The 17,201-nt window shown below is 67.9% G+C and carries 15 protein-coding genes; 11 read left to right on the top strand and 4 right to left on the bottom strand.

Translation table 11 applies throughout. From position 1 onward, the window contains the following. Positions 1-118: 118 nt before the first annotated feature. The 10 genes from SAZ01S_RS09930 to SAZ01S_RS09885 all read left to right on the top strand — a co-directional run bounded on the left by SAZ01S_RS09930 (position 119) and on the right by SAZ01S_RS09885 (position 12,236). On the top strand, positions 119-2,284 hold the full coding sequence (locus SAZ01S_RS09930; RefSeq protein WP_084582119.1) for a DNA/RNA non-specific endonuclease: 2,166 nt from the start codon (positions 119-121) through the stop codon (positions 2,282-2,284). Positions 2,285-2,360: 76 nt separating this feature from the next. Next, complete coding sequence (locus SAZ01S_RS09925) at positions 2,361-3,377, top strand: DUF1353 domain-containing protein (protein WP_084582118.1); 1,017 nt, start codon at positions 2,361-2,363, stop codon at positions 3,375-3,377. A gap of 6 nt (positions 3,378-3,383) precedes the next feature. Next, positions 3,384-4,679 carry a hypothetical protein gene (locus SAZ01S_RS09920; RefSeq protein WP_084582117.1) on the top strand — a complete coding sequence of 432 codons (1,296 nt, stop codon included), beginning with the start codon at positions 3,384-3,386 and terminating at the stop codon, positions 4,677-4,679. Continuing rightward, entirely contained in the window at positions 4,669-6,447 is a 1,779-nt protein-coding gene (locus SAZ01S_RS09915) for a hypothetical protein (protein ID WP_084582116.1), read from the top strand. The genes SAZ01S_RS09920 and SAZ01S_RS09915 overlap by 11 nt, the downstream gene beginning before the upstream one ends. A 45-nt stretch (positions 6,448-6,492) precedes the next feature. Next, a complete protein-coding gene (locus tag SAZ01S_RS09910) occupies positions 6,493-7,326 on the top strand; it encodes a hypothetical protein (RefSeq protein ID WP_084582115.1) in 834 nt (277 codons plus the stop codon). A 19-nt stretch (positions 7,327-7,345) separates the two neighbouring features. Further along, positions 7,346-8,386, top strand: coding sequence for a trypsin-like serine peptidase (locus tag SAZ01S_RS09905; RefSeq protein WP_084582114.1), 1,041 nt, complete (start codon positions 7,346-7,348; stop codon positions 8,384-8,386). A gap of 172 nt (positions 8,387-8,558) precedes the next feature. After that, a complete protein-coding gene (locus tag SAZ01S_RS09900; RefSeq protein WP_084582113.1) occupies positions 8,559-9,779 on the top strand; it encodes an NAD(P)/FAD-dependent oxidoreductase in 1,221 nt (406 codons plus the stop codon). A gap of 57 nt (positions 9,780-9,836) precedes the next feature. Further along, a complete protein-coding gene (locus tag SAZ01S_RS09895; protein ID WP_084582112.1) occupies positions 9,837-10,610 on the top strand; it encodes an enoyl-CoA hydratase-related protein in 774 nt (257 codons plus the stop codon). Positions 10,611-10,650: 40 nt separating this feature from the next. Next, the gene (locus tag SAZ01S_RS09890; protein WP_084582111.1) at positions 10,651-11,493 is read left to right on the top strand and encodes a diacylglycerol/lipid kinase family protein; all 843 of its coding nucleotides are present in this window, start codon (positions 10,651-10,653) and stop codon (positions 11,491-11,493) included. Further along, positions 11,490-12,236, top strand: coding sequence for a metallophosphoesterase family protein (locus SAZ01S_RS09885; protein WP_084582110.1), 747 nt, complete (start codon positions 11,490-11,492; stop codon positions 12,234-12,236). Before SAZ01S_RS09890 ends, SAZ01S_RS09885 begins: the two co-directional genes overlap by 4 nt. On the opposite strand, the gene SAZ01S_RS09880 is transcribed toward SAZ01S_RS09885, so the two are convergent. Both SAZ01S_RS09880 and SAZ01S_RS09875 read right to left on the bottom strand, forming a co-directional pair. Further along, positions 12,233-13,594: a DUF1501 domain-containing protein gene (locus tag SAZ01S_RS09880; RefSeq protein ID WP_084582109.1), complete on the bottom strand. Its 1,362-nt coding sequence runs from the start codon at positions 13,592-13,594 to the stop codon at positions 12,233-12,235. The genes SAZ01S_RS09885 and SAZ01S_RS09880 overlap by 4 nt on opposite strands. Before the next feature lie 12 nt (positions 13,595-13,606). Beyond that, positions 13,607-15,295: a DUF1800 domain-containing protein gene (locus tag SAZ01S_RS09875; RefSeq protein ID WP_084582108.1), complete on the bottom strand. Its 1,689-nt coding sequence runs from the start codon at positions 15,293-15,295 to the stop codon at positions 13,607-13,609. A gap of 334 nt (positions 15,296-15,629) precedes the next feature. Here SAZ01S_RS09875 and SAZ01S_RS09870 point away from each other — a divergent pair, with 334 nt between their 5' ends. Continuing rightward, positions 15,630-15,953 (top strand): hypothetical protein, encoded by a 324-nt coding sequence (locus tag SAZ01S_RS09870; protein WP_084582107.1) that lies wholly within the window; start codon positions 15,630-15,632, stop codon positions 15,951-15,953. Positions 15,954-16,033: 80 nt separating this feature from the next. On the opposite strand, the gene rpsI is transcribed toward SAZ01S_RS09870, so the two are convergent. Together rpsI and rplM are read right to left on the bottom strand one after the other, a co-directional pair. Then, entirely contained in the window at positions 16,034-16,603 is a 570-nt protein-coding gene (rpsI, locus tag SAZ01S_RS09865) for a 30S ribosomal protein S9 (RefSeq protein WP_084582106.1), read from the bottom strand. Continuing rightward, a complete protein-coding gene (rplM, locus tag SAZ01S_RS09860; RefSeq protein ID WP_084253420.1) occupies positions 16,603-17,082 on the bottom strand; it encodes a 50S ribosomal protein L13 in 480 nt (159 codons plus the stop codon). Before rplM ends, rpsI begins: the two co-directional genes overlap by 1 nt. Positions 17,083-17,201: the final 119 nt, after the last annotated feature.

Here is a 17,201-nt window from a genome sequence, read left to right as displayed (position 1 = left end):
TGGCGATCCGATAGATAGTCGATCTAATCGGAGAAGAATCCGGTGGCATGCGTGATTGAAATTATGGTACGACAAACGAGTCTTATCTGTCGAGCGCCGGGGGGCGTGGGGGGAAACCATGACGGGAAGCGCGTCTGGCAGTCGCCAGGAAAGTGCCGTTGGGTATCTGAATCAGATTCTCGGCCGGTCGGACAATCCGCTGGAGGAGGCGGTTGCGCTTGAGCCGGGGACTCTGATCCCGGCTTCTGTTGTCGACACGCCGCACCACGAACTGGTTGCGCGGACGGCGGAGAAGATCGCGCAGGGACAGCCGCTCGAAGCCTCGGAAGCGCTCGCGCTCGAGGCGATCATCATTCCGGACAAACGCCCGGCGATCGACATCGCCTCGGGCAACTTCAATGTCACCCATGCCGATTGGCTAGCGTTCAACCAGCCGCCGGTGCACCAGGCGATCACCGGGGCGCTGCCGTCGATCGGACGGATCGAGCTGCCGAGCCATCCCAGCCTGCCCTATGGCGGCACCGGCTTCGTGGTCGGGGACGGGCTGGTGATGACCAACCGCCATGTCGCCGAGCTTTTCGCCGAGGGGGCAGGGGCGGCGAAGCCGAGGATGCGACTGGGGGCGCAGGCGGCGGTCGATTTCCGCCAGGAGGCCGATGGCGGCAGCGCGCCCTTCGTGGTGCGCGACGTGCTGATGATCCATCCCTATTGGGATATGGCGCTGCTGAAGGTGGAGTTCACCAGCGAGGCGCGGCCCCCGCTGCGCATGGGGCTCGGCGACATCGATGCGGCGGCGCGCGAGGTCGCGGTGATCGGCTATCCGGCGTTCGATCCGCGCAACAATGCCGAGGTGCAGAACCAGGTGTTCGGCGGCCGGTACGGAATCAAGCGGCTGCAGCCTGGCCTGCTCGGCCCGCGCTGGACGATCGGGAGCTTCGGCAAGGACGTGTCGGCGATCACGCACGACAGTTCAACGTTGGGAGGCTGTTCTGGCGCGGCGGTGTTCCACCCGGCGACCGGGGCGGTGGTCGCCCTGCATTTCGGCGGCGTCTATCTGGCGCGCAACTACGCGGTGCCGACGGCCGATCTCGCCAAGGACGGGCGGGTGATCGATGCCGGGGTCAACTTCGGCGGCACCCCGCGCCGCCAGTCGGGCGCGTGGGATCAGTGGTGGTCGCCGCGCGAGCAGGTGACGCCGGCCGGTGCCCCTGCAGCGGCGCCTGCGCCCGCACCGACGGGAGCGCCGACGGTCGACGCCGCACCGGTGCCGGTCGACCCTTCGAGCAGGGCCACGCTGCGCCTCCAGATCCCGCTCGATCTCAGCATCACCCTGTCGACGGGCCAGATCGCCGCCGTGCGCGCCGCCGCCGAGAGCGAGAGCCTGGCCGGCGATGTGCTGGAACGCGCCGCCATGCCGCTGCACGACGGCCCGGAGGTGGTGCGGCGCGGCTATCGGTCCGATTTCCTGGGCATCGACGTGCCGCTGCCCGAGCCTGCCGATCCGGCGCTGGTCGCGCGGCTGGAGGATGGCGGCTATGTGATCCCCTATCACCATTTCTCGATCGTGATGGACAAGGCGCGCCGGCTGGCGCTGTTCACCGCCGCCAATGTCGATGCCTCGGCGGCGAAGAAGCGGCCCGAGGCAGGCCATGACTATACCCGCAAGGGGCTCACCGGGCTCGGGTCCGGCGATGTCGAGCGCTGGTTCAACGATCCCCGCCTGCGCGGCACCGAGCAACTGCCCGATCGCTTCTTCGAGAAGGACAACAAGGCGTTCGACAAGGGGCATCTGGTCCGCCGCGACGATGTCGCCTGGGGCGACAGCTTCGACGAGGTACGCGCCGCCAATGGCGATACCTACCATGTCACCAATTGCTCGCCGCAGGTCGCCGGGTTCAACCGATCGGACCATCGCAACAACTGGGGCGCGCTGGAGGACCTGGTGTTCACCCAGGCCAAGCTGGAGCGCTACTGCCTGTTCTCCGGCCCGGTGCTGGCCGGCGACGATCCCTGGTTCGCCGGCGTCGACGATCTCGGCGCGGTGCGCGTGCAGATCCCGCGGCGGTTCTGGAAGGTAGTGGTCGCGGTGAAGGAGGGGCGACTGCAGGCCTTCGCCTTTGTGCTCGAGCAGAATCTGGCAAACACGCCGCTGGAATTCATCGTGCCGGATAGCTGGGCCGACCAGCATGTGCCCTTCGCCCGGCTGCAGGAACTGCTCCCCGCCATCCACTTCCCGCCGGACGTGGTCGCGGCCGACCAGTTTTCCGCCACCGCGACCGCATAATACAGGAGAGGAACCTGCCATGGGGATGTGCCGCATCATCGCCGACGATCTGTTCAAGCCCGCCTGATCGGAGGGGATGATGCTCAGCCGCGACGCCTTCCGTGCCGCCTGCACCGCCGAACTCGGCAAGCCCTATATCTGGGGGGCGAGCGGCCCGGATGCCTATGACTGTTCGGGGCTCGCGCAGGCGATGCTCGCCCGGCTGAACCTCGATCCGCCGGGCGACCAGACCGCCGAGGGGCTGTATCGCTATTTCCTCAAGCCGGGCCGCAGCACGCCGGTGACGCTGGCCGACAGCCAGCTCGGCGACATCGTGTTCTTCGGCAATGCCGCCGCCGTCACCCATATCGCGCTCGCCTGGGGGCAGCAGCAGATGTTCGAGGCCGGGGGCGGCGGCCGCACCACCACCAGCGCGGCGATCGCGCGCAGCCAGCATGCCGAGGTGCGGGTGGCGCCGATCACCCGCCGTCGCGACCGCGTGGCGATCCTGCGCCCGACCGCGCTGGCATGGACGCCGGGCGTCGAGGAATCGGTGCTGGAGGCAGCCGCGGCGGTCGCGGGTTTCGGTAGTTTCGAAGGCACCTTGCTCACCCAGTGGCTGGAAGACGGGCGACACATGCAACTGAAGCTGCCCTATGCCTATCATGCCGAGAACGGCGTGGACTGGCCGGTGCCTTCCGACACGATCGTCGACGGTGCCTCGATCCCGCAGCCCTTCTGGTCGATCATCGGCGGGCCGTTCGAGGGCAAGTATCGCGATGCCTCGGTGGTCCATGACCATTATTGTGACAGGAAGAACCGGCCCTGGCGCGACGTCCACCGCATGTTCTACGAGGCGATGCGCTGCAAGGACGTGGCCCCCCTGAAGGCCAAGGTGATGTACTATGCGGTCTACCGCTTCGGGCCGCGCTGGAACCTTGCCGAGGCGGGGCTGGAACTGCCCGCCGCGCTGGAAGCGGTCGTGGCGGAGGCGCAGCCCCCGGTAGCGATCAAGCCGTTCGAGCCCGCCTCCGCCTCTGCCGATGTGCGCAGGATCGTCGAAACCGATCCGTCGATCGACGAGATCGAAGCGCTGGCCGATGCGCGCGGCTGATCCTCGATGGCGCCGTTCGACATCGCTCCGGAAGACCGCGAGATGCTGATCGAGGCGATCGAGGAACTGGGCGATCAGGTACCGCTGGCGATCATGTTGGCGGCGAACGGCGACACGATCGATCAGGTCTCCGCCTCGGGCAATGCGCTCGATCGGATCGCGCTGGATCTGGTGCCGCGCTATTGCGAGCAGCCCGAGAAGTTGAAGTGCTTCCTCGCCAGGTTCTGCGAGGATCGGCCGGCGATCGAGGCCGCGCCGCAGCTCAAGGCGCTGCTGGCGAAGGTTTCGCAGCACGTCGCCATGGCGCCCGAACTGGCGCTGACCCGGCTTAGCCAGTCGAAGGATCCCGAGGTCCAGAAGCTGATCGCCGGCGCGCATGAGGACTTGCTGAAGGTCGAGGGCCGGCTGCTGACGCTGACCAACTGCAAGCTGCTCCACGACAAGCTGCACAGCGTGCAGACCGAAACCTATGAGGAGATCCAGCGCGCCGCGCTTGCCGCCGACGAGCTCAGCCTGGCCGAGCTGGCCAATGTCGCGACCCAGGCCGATCGCATCGCCGATTTCTATGCCGAGGCGAGTGACCTGCTGCTCGCGCTGGGGCGTGCAACGCAGATCGCCAATCCCGCCTGGCTGGCGAACGTGCAGTCGGTGCTCGATCTGCTCCGCCGCGCCAAGCTGCGCAGCGACGTGCGCGCGGCGCTGTTCCGGCTGCGCACGGTGCTCCGCCAGCAGCTGCCGCGCTTCGACGACGCGATCGTCGAGACGGCGGACAAGGTGCCGTTCGAGCTGGCCGTGAAGCTGCTGCGCCAGGTCGCGAAGCTGCCGCTGGCGCGAAACTTCGCCGCCACCATCGAAGGTGCCGCCACCCAGCTCGACGACGTGACCCGCGAACTCAAGGCGACCATCGCGCTGCATCGCGCCTGGCAGGCGGTGGACGGCGAGGTGTGGGAGCTCGAGCGGCTGCTGCTTTCCACCGGTTCGCAGCTGCCTGCGTCGGAGTCGGCGCAGAACTGGCAGCAGATCGACCTGAGCTGGCCGTGGATCAAGCAATTGCTCGCCGATGCGCGGCAGGGGCAGGCCCAGGCCAATGTCGAGCTCGACGGCGCGCTCGCGGATGTGGATGCGGCGATGGCGGGCAAGGATGCCGATCGCGCGCCGCTGGCGGCGGCGCTGTCTGGCGCGATCCGCAAGATCCGGCTCGGCTTCGTCGCGGTCGACAAGGCGCTGAAGGGGCAGTGCGTGCGGATCAGCGCGTTGCGCGAGCCGATCCTCGCGCTGGTGGAGGACGGCGATGGCAACTGATCCGGAAGCACAGGCGGCCCCGCCGCCGCGTGTGCCCGCACCGTTCACGCCTGCATCGCCGGATCTTGCGGAACTGCGCGAACGGCATTTCCGCCTGCAGCGCGAGCGGCAGGACCTGGCCTCGCTGTTGCGGGACCATCAGGTCGCGGCCTCCGGCGCATCTTCGGCGATGCTCCCCGACGAGGCGACCGACCTGCTGGTCCGCGCCGCCGGGCTGCGGGTTGCCGCCTGCGATGCCGGGCAATGGATCTACGGCCTTGCCGAGCGCGATACCGCGCAGGGCATCGCCGACTATTGGGCATCGGGGATCGCCTCGATTCCGGGCGCGAGCTTTCCCGAACTGCTCACCCTCGCACCGCCGGACCCGGGGTGTCGGGAGCGATTCGTTGCGCATGCCGATGCGGTGATGGCGCGGCTCTCCGAACGGGAGCAGCGACTGGCGGGCGACATCCTGTTCTCGCTTGATCCGCAATGGGGCGCGGACGTGCCACAGCTGGTGCCGCCCGATCGCAATGCGGCATTGGGATCGCCAGAGGCTGCCAATCTCCGGCAGATATTGCAGAAAGCCCATCTGATCCGCGCGATCGAATGCGGGCCGGGCACCGTGCCGGAGCTGGTGTTGCACCACCGCCCGCTGCTCGATCGCTGGGGCGTCTTCGTCACCATGGGTGCCGATGCCGAGCTCGACGCGAACCGGCGCAAATGGCTGGAGACCTATGCCCATAACTGGGCGGAGGACCGAAAGCGCACGTCGATCCTGCTGCGCGGCAAGGCGCTGCGCGAGGCGGTCGAGTTCCAGGGCCGGATGGAGGCTGCGCCGGAAGGGCGCGGGTTGAGCGACGATGCCCATGCCTTTCTGGATGCGAGCTGCCGCGCGCTGCGCCGTCGCCGCCTGTCGGCGGCGCTCTCGGTGCTGATGGTGGTGCTGCTGGCCGTGCTAGCCTGGTTGCTGGTGGTGTGGGCGAAGCAGCAGGCACAAAGCGAGATCGCAAATGCCACGCGGGACGGTGCCGCCGCCGCGCAGAACGCAGCGATCGATACCTTGCAGGATGCCCAGCTGGTCGACCAGTTGGCGCCGAATGCCAGCGCGCCGGCGCAGGACGCGGATCCCAGCCCTGCGACGCGGGCGGCGATGTGGATCGGCAGTTCCGCGCTGCCGCTGCTCCGCGACAAGGCCGGCAACCCGGCCGATCCTGCGACCCTCAAGCCGGGCATCTATCGCGCCCGGCTCGACACCTGGCTGCGCACCGAGGTGCCGGATGGCGACTATGCGTCGCAGCCGTCGATCGGCGTGCTGCCGGCCAATGCGGATGTCTATGTGCTGCGGGTGGCCAAGTCCTATCCCAGGCCGTCGGGCATCCAGTACTGGGCCTATGTGCGGCCGGTCACCACGGTGTTCATCCACTATGCACGGGGGAGCGTCGATCAGGCGCGGGCGGTGCGCGTGCAGCTGGCACAGGCCGGTTTCACCATGCCCGATGTGCAGGAACGGCCGGTCGGGCAGGGCCAGTATGAGGTCCGCTACGCCACGCAGAAGGACCAGCGGCTCGCTGCGCTGGTGATGCAGGCGCTGCTGAAGACCGCGCCGCCCGGCGACGGCGCCCGACCGCGCTGCCAGGCGAACCCCGCCGGCGGCAGGTCCAGCATTTTCGAAATCTGGATCGATCTCTCCGCGGTCGCGCGCGGCAGCGGCGGATCGACCAGTATGCCCGCGTCCTGCACCGAGACCCCCAGCGGTACGGACCCGACCCCGACAGCCGCGCGATGAGCGGCGGCCGTCCATCCCTCAGGCAATCCCGAAGGAGTGCAAGCGATGCAGGATGACGTTCTCGACAACCAGACCATGCCTGCGCAGGAAGCGCCCGGCGATGCGGCCTCGACCGCGGGCGAGGGCGTCGACGAGGTGTCCCGCGCGACCGAAGCGCTGGCGCTCGACATCGCCAAGGCCTCGTCCAGCGTACCCGTGATCGCCCGCCTGACCGCGTTGCGCGAGGGGGCGGACGCGCTGCTGTCGCGGCTGTCCGAGGCACAGCGCGCGTTCGCGACCAGCCCCGAGGACGAGCTTGTCGAGGCGCCCGCGCCCGATTTCGCCACGGCCAAGCCGGTTTATGAGGCGATGTTCGCGGCCTGCACCTTCCCGGCCGCCCATGCCGGCGAAGTCGCCTGGCACCGCCAGATGCTGCAAAAGGGCAAGCCGCGCTACCAGGAAGCTGAGCAGCGTACCGGCGTGCCCTGGTGGTTTATCGGCGTGATCCACGCGCTGGAAGCCAGCTTCAGCTTCAACGCCCATCTCCACAACGGCGATCCGCTGGCGCATAAGACCGTCCATGTCCCCGCCGGGCGCCCGCCCGCGTGGAACCCGCCGAGCGACTGGCTGTCGAGCGCGATCGATGCGCTGCAGTTCCAGGGCTATGCGGGCCGGACCGACTGGAGCCTGGCGCAGGTGCTGTACCGGTGGGAGGCCTATAATGGCTGGGGCTATCGCACACACGGCATCAACTCGCCCTATCTGTGGTCGTTCTCGAACCACTATACCAAGGGCAAGTTCGTCGCAGACGGCAAGTATGATCCCAACGCCGTCTCGAAGCAGTGCGGCACGGCGGTGATGCTGAAGGCGCTGGTCAACGCGGGCGAGATCCAGCTGTGAACCCGCGGGCGCCCGGCCAATGAAGCTCCAGCCGTCCGATACCGGCAAGCTGATGAAGGCGGTGGTTGAATCGTTCGATCAGGACACGCTCGACACGTTGTTCATGGAGCGATTCAACCACACCACCACCCGCTATGCCGGCGGGAATCTCGACGACGAGGCGCGGGCGTTGCGGATCGTGAAGGAGTTCCAGTCGCGCAACGAGATCGAGTTGCTGATCGCCCTGTTGCGCGACGCCCGGCCCAAGGTGCTCGAACTGGCCGATCTCGCCCAGACCGTCGGCCTGTTCACCCCGCCGCCGGACAGCGGAGCGCTGCAGGTGGTGGTGCGGCCCGGCAAGGGCGGCACGATCGGCCATGATCCGCGCCAGTTCCGCAAGGACTTGGCGGCGCGGGAGGACACGATCTGCCGCATCGTGGTGGACGGCACGCGCTTCGGCACCGGCACGCTGGTCGGGCCGGATCTCGTGCTGACCAACTATCATGTCGTGAAGACGGTGCTGCAGGAGCAGGGCGGCCTGGGCGGCACGGTCGTGTGCGAGTTCGACTATCGCCTTGCCGCCAGCGGCTATACCACCCCGGCGACGCGAGTGAAGGCCACCGCCGCGATCGCCAGCAGCATGTTCGCGCCGGAGGATCTCGCCAGCACGCCGGTCAACGCCTCGACCGCGTTCCTCGACTATGCGTTGCTGCGGATCGAGCAGAACCTGGCCGACGCACCGATCATCGGCGGGGGCGACCCGCGCGGCTATACCCGGCTTGCCCCGCCACCGGCGAGCGCGCTGGCGGCGCGGCAGGGGGTGCTGGTGCTGCAGCATCCCGATGCGCAGCCGCTGCGGCTCGATGTCGGCGCGGTCAGCGAGGCGTTCGCGACGCGGATCCGGCATACCGCCGATACGCTGGGGGGATCGTCCGGCGCGCCGGTGTTCGATGGCGACTTGGTGTTCGCAGCGCTGCACCATGCCGGCTATGACTGGCCGCGCTGCGATCCGCCGATCAACCAGGCGATCCCGACAGGCCTGATCGTGGCAGATTTGGCGGCGAAAGGCGTCATATTGTAGCCGGCGCGCAGGGATCGGCGGGGCTATACGCCCCCGCCAGGCTGACGAAAGCAGGATTTCCACCAGTTGGCGGCGCGCCTTTCACGCGATAAGCCTCCCGTCTGCCCTTGCATGGGGCGCTATGCTCTGGAGCATAGCAATGTGAAAATCGGGCGCACGGGGAGAGGGCGTTTTGGAAAAGTTCGACATTCTGATCGTGGGCAGCGGCCATGGCGGCGCGCAATGCGCGATCGCGCTGCGGCAAGCCGGCTTTGCGGGCACGCTTGCCGTGATCGGCGAGGACCCCGAGCTGCCCTATGAGCGGCCGCCGCTCTCAAAGGACTATCTGAAGGGCGAGAAGAGCTTCGATCGCATCCTGATCCGCGCGCCCGGCTTCTGGGAAGAGCGGGAGGTGACGATGCTGCGCGGCCGCCGCGTCGTCGCGGTCGATGCCGAGGCGAAGACGGTCAGCGATGCCGAAGGGGTGCACATCGGCTATGGCGCGCTTGTCTGGGCGGCGGGCGGCAGCGCCCGGCGGCTGGCGTGCAGCGGACATGATCTGGCGGGCATTCACGCGATCCGCACCCGCCGCGATGTCGACCAACTGCTCGCCGAGCTTCCCGCAACCCGCCGCGTCGTGGTGATCGGCGGCGGCTATATCGGGCTCGAGGCGGCCGCGGCGCTGACCAAGGCGGACAAGCAGGTGGTGGTGCTGGAGGCGATGGACCGGGTGCTTGCCCGCGTCGCCGGCGAACCGCTTTCGCGCTTCTATGAGGCCGAGCACCGTGCCCACGGCGTCGAGATCCGCACCGGCGCCCGCGTCGAGTGCCTCGAGGAGCGGGACGGGCGCGTCTGCGGCGTGCGGCTCGCCGATGGCGAGGTGCTGCCGGCCGATATGGTGATCGTCGGCATCGGGATCGTGCCCGAGGTTGCGCCGCTGCTCGACGCGGGTGCTGCGGGCGGCAATGGCGTGGCAGTGGACGCGCAGTGCCGCACCAGCCTGCCGGACGTCTATGCGATCGGCGACTGTGCGCTGCACGTGAACGCCTACGCAGACGGCGCCGAGATCCGGCTGGAATCGGTGCAGAACGCCAATGACCAGGCGAACGTCGTCGCCAAGCTGCTGACCGGGCAGGACGCGCATTACGACGCGGTGCCATGGTTCTGGTCGAACCAGTACGACCTCAAGCTGCAGACCGTCGGCCTGTCGATCGGCCATGACGCGACGGTGCTGCGTGGCGATCCCGCGGCGCGTGCCTTCTCGGTGGTCTACCTCAAGCAGGGCCGGGTGATCGCGCTCGACTGTGTCAACGCCATGCGCGACTATGTGCAGGGCAAGCGGCTGGTGACCGAGCGGATGGTGGTCGATCCGGCGAAGCTCGCGGATCCGGCGGTAGTGCTGAAGGAGCTTTGAGTTGCGCGGGCCCGCGCGCGCGGGCATCCCGTCGTCCAGCCAGAAGGAGAACTGAGGATGTCCGACGCGCCCGTGCTGCTTGCGATGGAAGGCGATGTCGCGGTGGTGCGCCTGAACCGCCCCGATCGGCTCAACGCGTTGACCGCCGACATGCTCGATCTGCTCGCGGCGACGCTGCGGCGCGCGGCGGAGGACGGGGCGCGGGCGGTGCTGCTCACCGGCGAAGGCCGTGCGTTCTGCGCGGGCGCGGACCTCACCGCCAGCGTCGACGTGCGCGATTCGGGCGAGGCGCTGCGGCGGCACTATAACCCGGTGATCGCGACCATGGCCGAACTGCCGATCCCGATCGTCGCCGCGGTCAATGGCGCGGCGGCGGGGGCGGGGGCGTCGATCGCGCTTGCGGCCGACATCGTCGTGATGGCGCAATCGGCCTATCTGTTGCTTGCCTTCGCCAATATCGGGCTGGTGCCCGATGCGGGCGCGACTTGGCTGATCGGCAAGGCCGCGGGGCGCGCGCGGCTGCTCGAAATGGCGCTGCTCGGTGAGCGGATGCCTGCCGAGGAGGCGTTGGATGCCGGCCTGGTGACGCGGGTGGTGGAAGATGGCGGGCTGGTCCAGGTCTCGCACGGGCTTGCCGCCAAGCTGGCCGCGATGCCTACAGTTGCGCTGGGGCTGATCCGCAAACAGGTGGGCGCGGCGCTTTCCGGCACGCTGGCCGAGACGATGGAGATGGAGGCCGACCACCAGAGCATCGCCGCCAAGGCCGAGGATTGCAGGGAAGCGATCGCCGCCTTTCTCGCGAAGCGGGAACCGCATTTCACCGGACGCTGAGGCGACGCCACGAAATCGGTTCTCGGGCGTTACGAGGGCCATGCAGACGCTCTGGTTCATCACCAATCCGAATTCGGGCACCACCTCGCAGGCCAAATGCGAGGCGATGGAGGCGGTGTTCGAGGAACGCGGGCTGCGGCTCGCCGGCCGTACGCGCTTCCCCGAGGATGCACTGCCCGAGGTGGCGATGCTCTACGCGGCGGATGTCGATACGGTGGTGTTGTTCGCGGGTGACGGCACGATCAACGCCGCGTTGCGCGCACTGGCGGATTGGGAGGGCGCGTTCCTGATCCTGCCGGGCGGCACGATGAACCTGCTCGCCAAGGCGCTGCACGACGAGACCGATCCGCACAAGATCATCCATGCCGCGCATGGCTGCGATCGGCGGGTGGCGCTGCCCTATATCGTCGCGGGCGAGCACCGCGCGTTCGTCGGGCTGATCCTCGGCCCGGCGGCGAGCTGGTTCCGGGCGCGAGAAGTGGTGCGCAAGGGCCGGTTCGGGCGCTTGTTCGCGGCGGTGCGCGGCGCGTGGCGTAACACGTTCCACCGCCGTGGCATTCGCGTCGAGGGGGCCCGCAAGCTCGGCGATCGGTACCAGGCGGTGTTCGTCACGCCGACGCTCGACGGACTGGAGGTCGCGGCCGTCGATGCGCGCGACTGGGGCTCGATCGCGCAGCTCGGCTGGGAATGGGTGACCGGCGACTGGGTCGCGGCGCGCGCGGTGACCGAGAGCCGGGCCGAGCACTTGCGGCTCGCCGAGCGCAAGCCGGTACTGGCCTTGTTCGACGGCGAGCCCGAGACGCTCGACTCTGGCACCACCATCCGCGCCGGGCGCAGCCTGGAGACATTCATTGCCACGCGCGCGGAGGCGCCGGCCGCATGACTCGCTTCTTCCATGTCAGCGACGTGCATTTCGGCCGCGAGAACCGCGAGGCTGTCGACTGGTTCAACGCCAAGGTTCGCGACGAGAAGCCCGCCGCGGTGATCATGACCGGTGACCTGACGATGCGTGCGCGGGCCAAGGAGTTCGCCGCCGCAGCCGAATGGCTGGAAAGTCTCGGCGTGCCGGCGACGGTGGAGGTCGGCAACCACGACCTTCCCTATTTCAATCCGTTCGCGCGACTGGCGATGCCGTACCGGCGATATCGTGCGCTCGAGCGGATGATCGAACGTCCGCTCGATATCCGCGGCGTTTCGATTGTGCCGCTCAAGACCACCGCGCGCTTCCAGTTCCGCACCAACTGGTCGAAGGGGCATGTGAGCATGCACGCCCTGCAAAAGTCGCTGGCTCTGGCCGAGGCCGTGCCAGCGGGCGACCTGGTGTTCGTCGCCGCGCATCACCCGCTGGTCGAGGCCGGCACCCGCGCCACCTCCCGCACGCGGGGCGGGCGGCGGGCGCTGGCGGCGCTGGCCCAGGCCGGGGCACATGCGGTCCTGAGCGGCCATGTCCACGATCCGTTCGATATCGAGCATCGCATAGACGACCGTGTCGTGCGGCTGATCGGCGCGGGCACGCTTTCGGAACGTACCCGCGACAAGCCGCCGTCGTTCAACGAGATCACGGTCGAGGGCGCAGGCTTCTCCACCCGCGCCCGCTTTCTTGGCGAGCCGAGTATTCCCCTTTAGCTGCGGAAAAGCCGCAGCGGTCCGCGCCCTGCGGTCGACCAGGTTCTCCAGTTCGGGAATACATAGGGCAGATCGGCGTTGCTCACGCCGTGCCAGCGGGCGATCGCGCCGAGATATTCTTCCTGTGCGATGCCCGGGATAAACCGGCCCTGACTGGTGATGTCGTCGGCGCCGCCCAGCACGGGATCGGGGTAGCGGCCAAAGATGCCGCCCTTCGCCACGTCGCCGCCCACCACCAGATGGTTGTTCCCCCAGGCGTGGTCGGTGCCGAACTGCGCATTGCTCGCATAGGTGCGGCCGAAATCGCTCATCGTGAAGGTGGTGACGTTGGCGCCCAGCCCCAGCGCCTGCATCGCCCGGTGAAACGCCGCCATCGCGTTCGCCAGATCCGCCAGCTGGCCGGCATGGGTTCCAGACGCGGGAATGCCGCCGGCTACCTGGCTGGCGTGATGATCGAATCCGCCCATGCCCACCAGGAACGCCTGCCGGTTGTGGCCAAGGGACCCACGTGCCTCGATCATCCGCGCCACGCCGCGGAGCTGCGCCGCGACGTCGCTGGTGAGCGCATTGCCGTTGCCGTCGACGAAGTAGGCGGTGACGCTGCTCTCGCCGGTCAGCAGCCGGTTGACCAGCACTGTTCGATCATAGGCCTCCGAAAACGTCTTCGCGACACTGTCCATCACCGGGCCGCCATCATTCGTCGCCAGCGCCGCCACCGCAAGGTTCTTCGCGACCTCGTTCGCGCGATAGCCCTCGCGCATCGGCAGCCCCCCGGCGGACATCATCAGCGGCGTCGTCTGCTTGCCGATGACGGCCAGCGTCCCGCCCGACAGCGACATCAGCGGGGGCAATTGCCCGGCCGGCATGCGATCTGCGATGCGGCCGAGGAAGCCGTCGCTGCTCCCTTCGCGCGCGCGCAGGCCCTGCCAATGATCCTGCTCGTCCGAATGGCTCATCAGGTTGCTGGGGCGCAAATCGGGGCGGGTCTGGTAGGTCGCCTTGGTCAGCGGAGCGAACAGCGTGCCGGTATTGAGCACGATCGACAGCGCGCCTTCGTCCCAGATCGGTCGCAGCGCCGCCATCGACGGGTGCAATGCATAGGCCGTGTTGGTCAGCGGGGTCAGCAGGTTGCGGGGGAGCGCCACATTGCCGCGGGCTGCCAGATAGGCCGCGTGCCGGGCGTCGGTGGGGATTACCATGTTCCAGCCGTCGTTGCCGCCGTACAGGAAGATGCCGACCATCGCACGGTAGCTGCCGCTCGGCGCGGCGCTCGCTGCGGTGCGGCCGAGTTGGCCGAGGGTGGCGAGCGCGCCGGTGCCGGCGGTGAGGCGAACGAAATCGCGTCGGGAAAGCGTCATCGGATCGGTTCCTTACCGGTCAACGAGGAACAGGGGGCTGGTCGCGGCGATGTAGAAGAGCAGCTGCGCACGCTTGCGGGCGCGCAACTGGGGATCCTTGTCGGTGATGCTGAGCGCGGCATTGCGCAGCGCGGTCCGCTGGGTCGGCGTGATGCTGTTGCCCAGCAACAAGACGTCGACCGCAGCGATCATCGCGTCGAGATTGTCGCCAAAGGCTTCCCAGCTCGTCCATGTCACCTTGGTGCCCGAGGTGGTGCCAAGGCCGGTGGCGGGCGCGAACTCCGCGTTGGCCGGGTTGCTCAACAGCGTCCAGCCGACGACGAAATTGTGGATGCCGAGTGCCAGGCCGCTGCTCAGCATCTTCGAAACCGGGCTGCGCAGGGTGCTGCTACCGGGCAGCGGATAGTCGATCGGGTAGAAGTTGAAGACCGACGGCGCGCGCATCACCGACTGGCTGAGATATTTGTCGCGAAGGACGAAGACATAGCCGTCTGTCGTCATGCCGATGGCGCGCGCCAGGCCCACCATGACGAGGATCGGCTCCTTGAGCTTGCCGCGATCGGGGCGCGGCGCCGCGCGCGCCTCGGGATCGAGCAGGATGGCCCGCACCACCGCCTTGAGGTCGCCGCGAACGCCGCTGCCATTGTTTGCGAACACCCGGGCGACCCTGCCGACATAGGCGGGGCTGGGGTTGGCGGTCACGAGGTGCACGATCAGGTGCCGCGAGACGAACGGCCCGGTCGAGGGATTATTGAACGCGGCGTCGACGACCGCGTCCACGCTCGCCTCGGGCGTCGCGCCGGCGGGAACGCGGGTGCCGAGAAACACCTTCTCGCCTGCGTCATAGCGATCGGTGGCGGGGATCATCGGATGGACATCGTCGGCGCCATAGCGGTCGAGCGGGGAGGCATTGCCGATCCGCGCCGGGCCCCAGCCGGTGAGCGCCCGCGCCACCCCGCGGATGTCGTCCGCCGAATAATTGGGAATGGTGCCGCCGGTGGCGTCGCGTCGCGGCGTGCCGTCGGCGTTGAGCTGGTTGGGGCCCATCGAGAACAGCTGCAGGAATTCCCGCGCGTAGTTCTCCGACGGCGCCGCCTTGCTGCTGCCGGCCATGTCGAGATAGGCGCCCATATAGGGGTTGAGCGTCACCGCCTTGAGCAGCGTGCGGTAATTGCCGAACGCATTGTCCAGAAACAGCTGGTTGAACCCGGCGATGCCGGCGGCGGAGGGCTCCTCCGCCTCGGATGCGACGATCATCTGCGACAGGGCGAAGGCGACGCGCTGGCGGAGCTGGTCGGCGCCGGACACGGCATTGGCGTAGAAGCGCATCGCCGGCACGGTTCGGGTGAAATAGCGGCGGCTGCAGGCGCCGTCCTTGCAGAAATCCGTTCGCTGCGGCACCGCGAGATCGGCATAGGTGCTGCCGCGCGCGGCAAGCTGCTCGTCGATCCAGCCCGTGGTGCCCACCGTGGCGATCCGCTGCAACACCGCGGGCGTGGGCCCGAACGTGGTCTGCCGGGCAAGCCGGATCGCATCGGTGATCTGCGACTGCCCCGGCGATGTGCCGGCATTCACCACCGACAGGTCGACGAGACCGCTGGTCAGCCGACTGTCTGCAAGGTTCACGTTGCTGGTCCCGCCGTCGCACGCCGAAAGCAGGCCTGCCGCGCCGAGCGCAGCAGACATCCATCTGATTTTCATCTTGATTTCCCCGCCCGCAGGTTTTTGCCGCGTTGCAACCTGTGTGTACGGCCACAAACTTATTTAAGGAAGTGGTGTCCCAGACTGGGATGCCTCAGCAATATTGAAGGAATGGCACAATTCCTAGATCGATACGCATCCGATCTGAAAGTTCCTGCGGTCGGGCGTTGCGGAAGTGCGGCGATTTCGATCCGCTTCTGCCCGTATGCCACCTCGCTCGAAGACCCGTGTAGCGGCAGATACCGGACGAAGGGACGGCTGGCGCGGTGCGTCGTTTTGGCAGATTTAGCTGCGCCGCACCAAATTGGGTAGGAGGAGAATCCGTGTGCTACCGATGATTCCCGTCTCGTTGCTGCTCAACATCGTTGTGCTGGTACCGGTCTGCCTGTCGATGCTGCGGAACTCGGCCTGGGTAGAGGCCGCCTATGGCCCGCCAAGCGCTGCGCGGGGCATCCTCCTCTCCATCTATTTGGCGATCCTTACCGCCTCGATCGCGCTGCTTGCGATGCCGTCGCGCGGCGCAATCCTTTGCCTGCTGGCGTTGCAGTGCGGGTACAAGCTCATGACGCCGTTCACGGTGGGTACGCTGCGGAACCCGGTGGTACTCAGCAACCTTGGCATCGCCGCCGTGCACGCGGTCACGTTGGCGACGGCCTGAGGTGCAGGTCGCCGGAGCGCCACGAAAAAGGGCGGCCCGTTGCCGGACCGCCCCCTTTTCCTTGGCCGAAGCCGAGACGCTTAGCGCTTCGAGAACTGGAAGCTGCGGCGGGCCTTCGCCTTGCCGTACTTCTTACGCTCGACGGCGCGGCTGTCGCGGGTCAGGAAGCCGGCCTTCTTAACCGGGGCGCGCAGCACCGGCTCATACTTGGTCAGCGCCTGCGAGATGCCGTGCTTCACGGCACCGGCCTGGCCCGAGAGACCGCCGCCCTTGACGGTGCAGATCACGTCATACTGGCCCTCACGCTCGGCGACACCGAACGGCTGGTTGATGACGAGACGCAGCGTCGGACGCGCGAAATAGATTTCCTGGTCACGACCGTTGATCGTGATCTTGCCGGTGCCCGGCTTCAGCCACACGCGGGCCACGGCGTCCTTACGACGGCCGGTGGCATAGGCGCGGCCATACTGGTCCAGCTCCTGCGCACGCAGCGGCGTGGTGGGAGCGGCCGGCTCGTCGATCTGGCCGGCGAGATAGGCGTCGGCAGCCGAAGCAGCAGCCGGAGCGGCGGCCTGGCCTTCGGTCGGCGCGGCGGGCTGCTGGCCCAGCGCTGCACCCAGGTCGGAAAGCGACTGGCGGTTGTCAGACATTATGCACCCACCTTGTTCTTGCGGCTCATGCCGGCGATGTCGAGAACCTCGGGGTTCTGAGCTTCATGCGGATGCTCCGAACCGGCGAAGATGCGCAGGTTGCGCATCTGCTGGCGGCCGAGCGGGCCGCGCGGGATCATGCGCTCCACGGCCTTCTCCAGAACGCGCTCCGGGAAGCGGCCTTCGAGAACCTTGGCGGCGGTGACGCCCTTGATGCCGCCCGCATAGCCGGTGTGCTTGTAGTACACCTTCTGGCCGAGCTTCTTGCCGGTGAACCGGATCTTGTCCGCGTTGATCACGATGACATTGTCACCGCAGTCGACGTGCGGGGTGAAGCTGGTCTTGTGCTTGCCGCGCAGGACGTTCGCGATCACCACCGCTGCACGACCGACGACGAGCCCTTCGGCGTCGACGATGTGCCACTTCTTCTCCACCTCGGCCGGCTTGGCCGACTTGGTGGTCTTCATCAGAGCCTTCATGGCCTGTGACCTTTCGCGTTGGAAATGCATACGCGCCACCGTTGCCGGCAGCGCGATCGACGCCCCAATGCCGATAGAGGGGCTGAAAGTCAAGAAATGCGTGGGTTTGCTGACGGGTA

It is taken from the genome of Sphingomonas azotifigens NBRC 15497 (assembly GCF_002091475.1).
In the GTDB taxonomy this organism is placed as follows: domain Bacteria; phylum Pseudomonadota; class Alphaproteobacteria; order Sphingomonadales; family Sphingomonadaceae; genus Sphingomonas; species Sphingomonas azotifigens.
The sequence above is the reverse complement of the archived record's forward strand: the minus strand, read 5'-3'. Positions and strand labels throughout refer to the sequence as shown.

Coding starts and splice junctions, on each gene's coding strand:
- SAZ01S_RS09905 (WP_084582114.1), top strand. CDS start 7,346: ATGAAGCTCCAGCCGTCCGATACCGGCAAGCTGATGAAGGCGGTGGTT.
- SAZ01S_RS09925 (WP_084582118.1), top strand. CDS start 2,361: ATGATGCTCAGCCGCGACGCCTTCCGTGCCGCCTGCACCGCCGAACTC.
- SAZ01S_RS09890 (WP_084582111.1), top strand. CDS start 10,651: ATGCAGACGCTCTGGTTCATCACCAATCCGAATTCGGGCACCACCTCG.
- SAZ01S_RS09920 (WP_084582117.1), top strand. CDS start 3,384: ATGGCGCCGTTCGACATCGCTCCGGAAGACCGCGAGATGCTGATCGAG.
- SAZ01S_RS09880 (WP_084582109.1), bottom strand. CDS start 13,594: ATGACGCTTTCCCGACGCGATTTCGTTCGCCTCACCGCCGGCACCGGC.
- rpsI (WP_084582106.1), bottom strand. CDS start 16,603: ATGTCTGACAACCGCCAGTCGCTTTCCGACCTGGGTGCAGCGCTGGGC.
- rplM (WP_084253420.1), bottom strand. CDS start 17,082: ATGAAGGCTCTGATGAAGACCACCAAGTCGGCCAAGCCGGCCGAGGTG.
- SAZ01S_RS09910 (WP_084582115.1), top strand. CDS start 6,493: ATGCAGGATGACGTTCTCGACAACCAGACCATGCCTGCGCAGGAAGCG.
- SAZ01S_RS09870 (WP_084582107.1), top strand. CDS start 15,630: ATGATTCCCGTCTCGTTGCTGCTCAACATCGTTGTGCTGGTACCGGTC.
- SAZ01S_RS09895 (WP_084582112.1), top strand. CDS start 9,837: ATGTCCGACGCGCCCGTGCTGCTTGCGATGGAAGGCGATGTCGCGGTG.
- SAZ01S_RS09885 (WP_084582110.1), top strand. CDS start 11,490: ATGACTCGCTTCTTCCATGTCAGCGACGTGCATTTCGGCCGCGAGAAC.
- SAZ01S_RS09930 (WP_084582119.1), top strand. CDS start 119: ATGACGGGAAGCGCGTCTGGCAGTCGCCAGGAAAGTGCCGTTGGGTAT.
- SAZ01S_RS09915 (WP_084582116.1), top strand. CDS start 4,669: ATGGCAACTGATCCGGAAGCACAGGCGGCCCCGCCGCCGCGTGTGCCC.
- SAZ01S_RS09875 (WP_084582108.1), bottom strand. CDS start 15,295: ATGAAAATCAGATGGATGTCTGCTGCGCTCGGCGCGGCAGGCCTGCTT.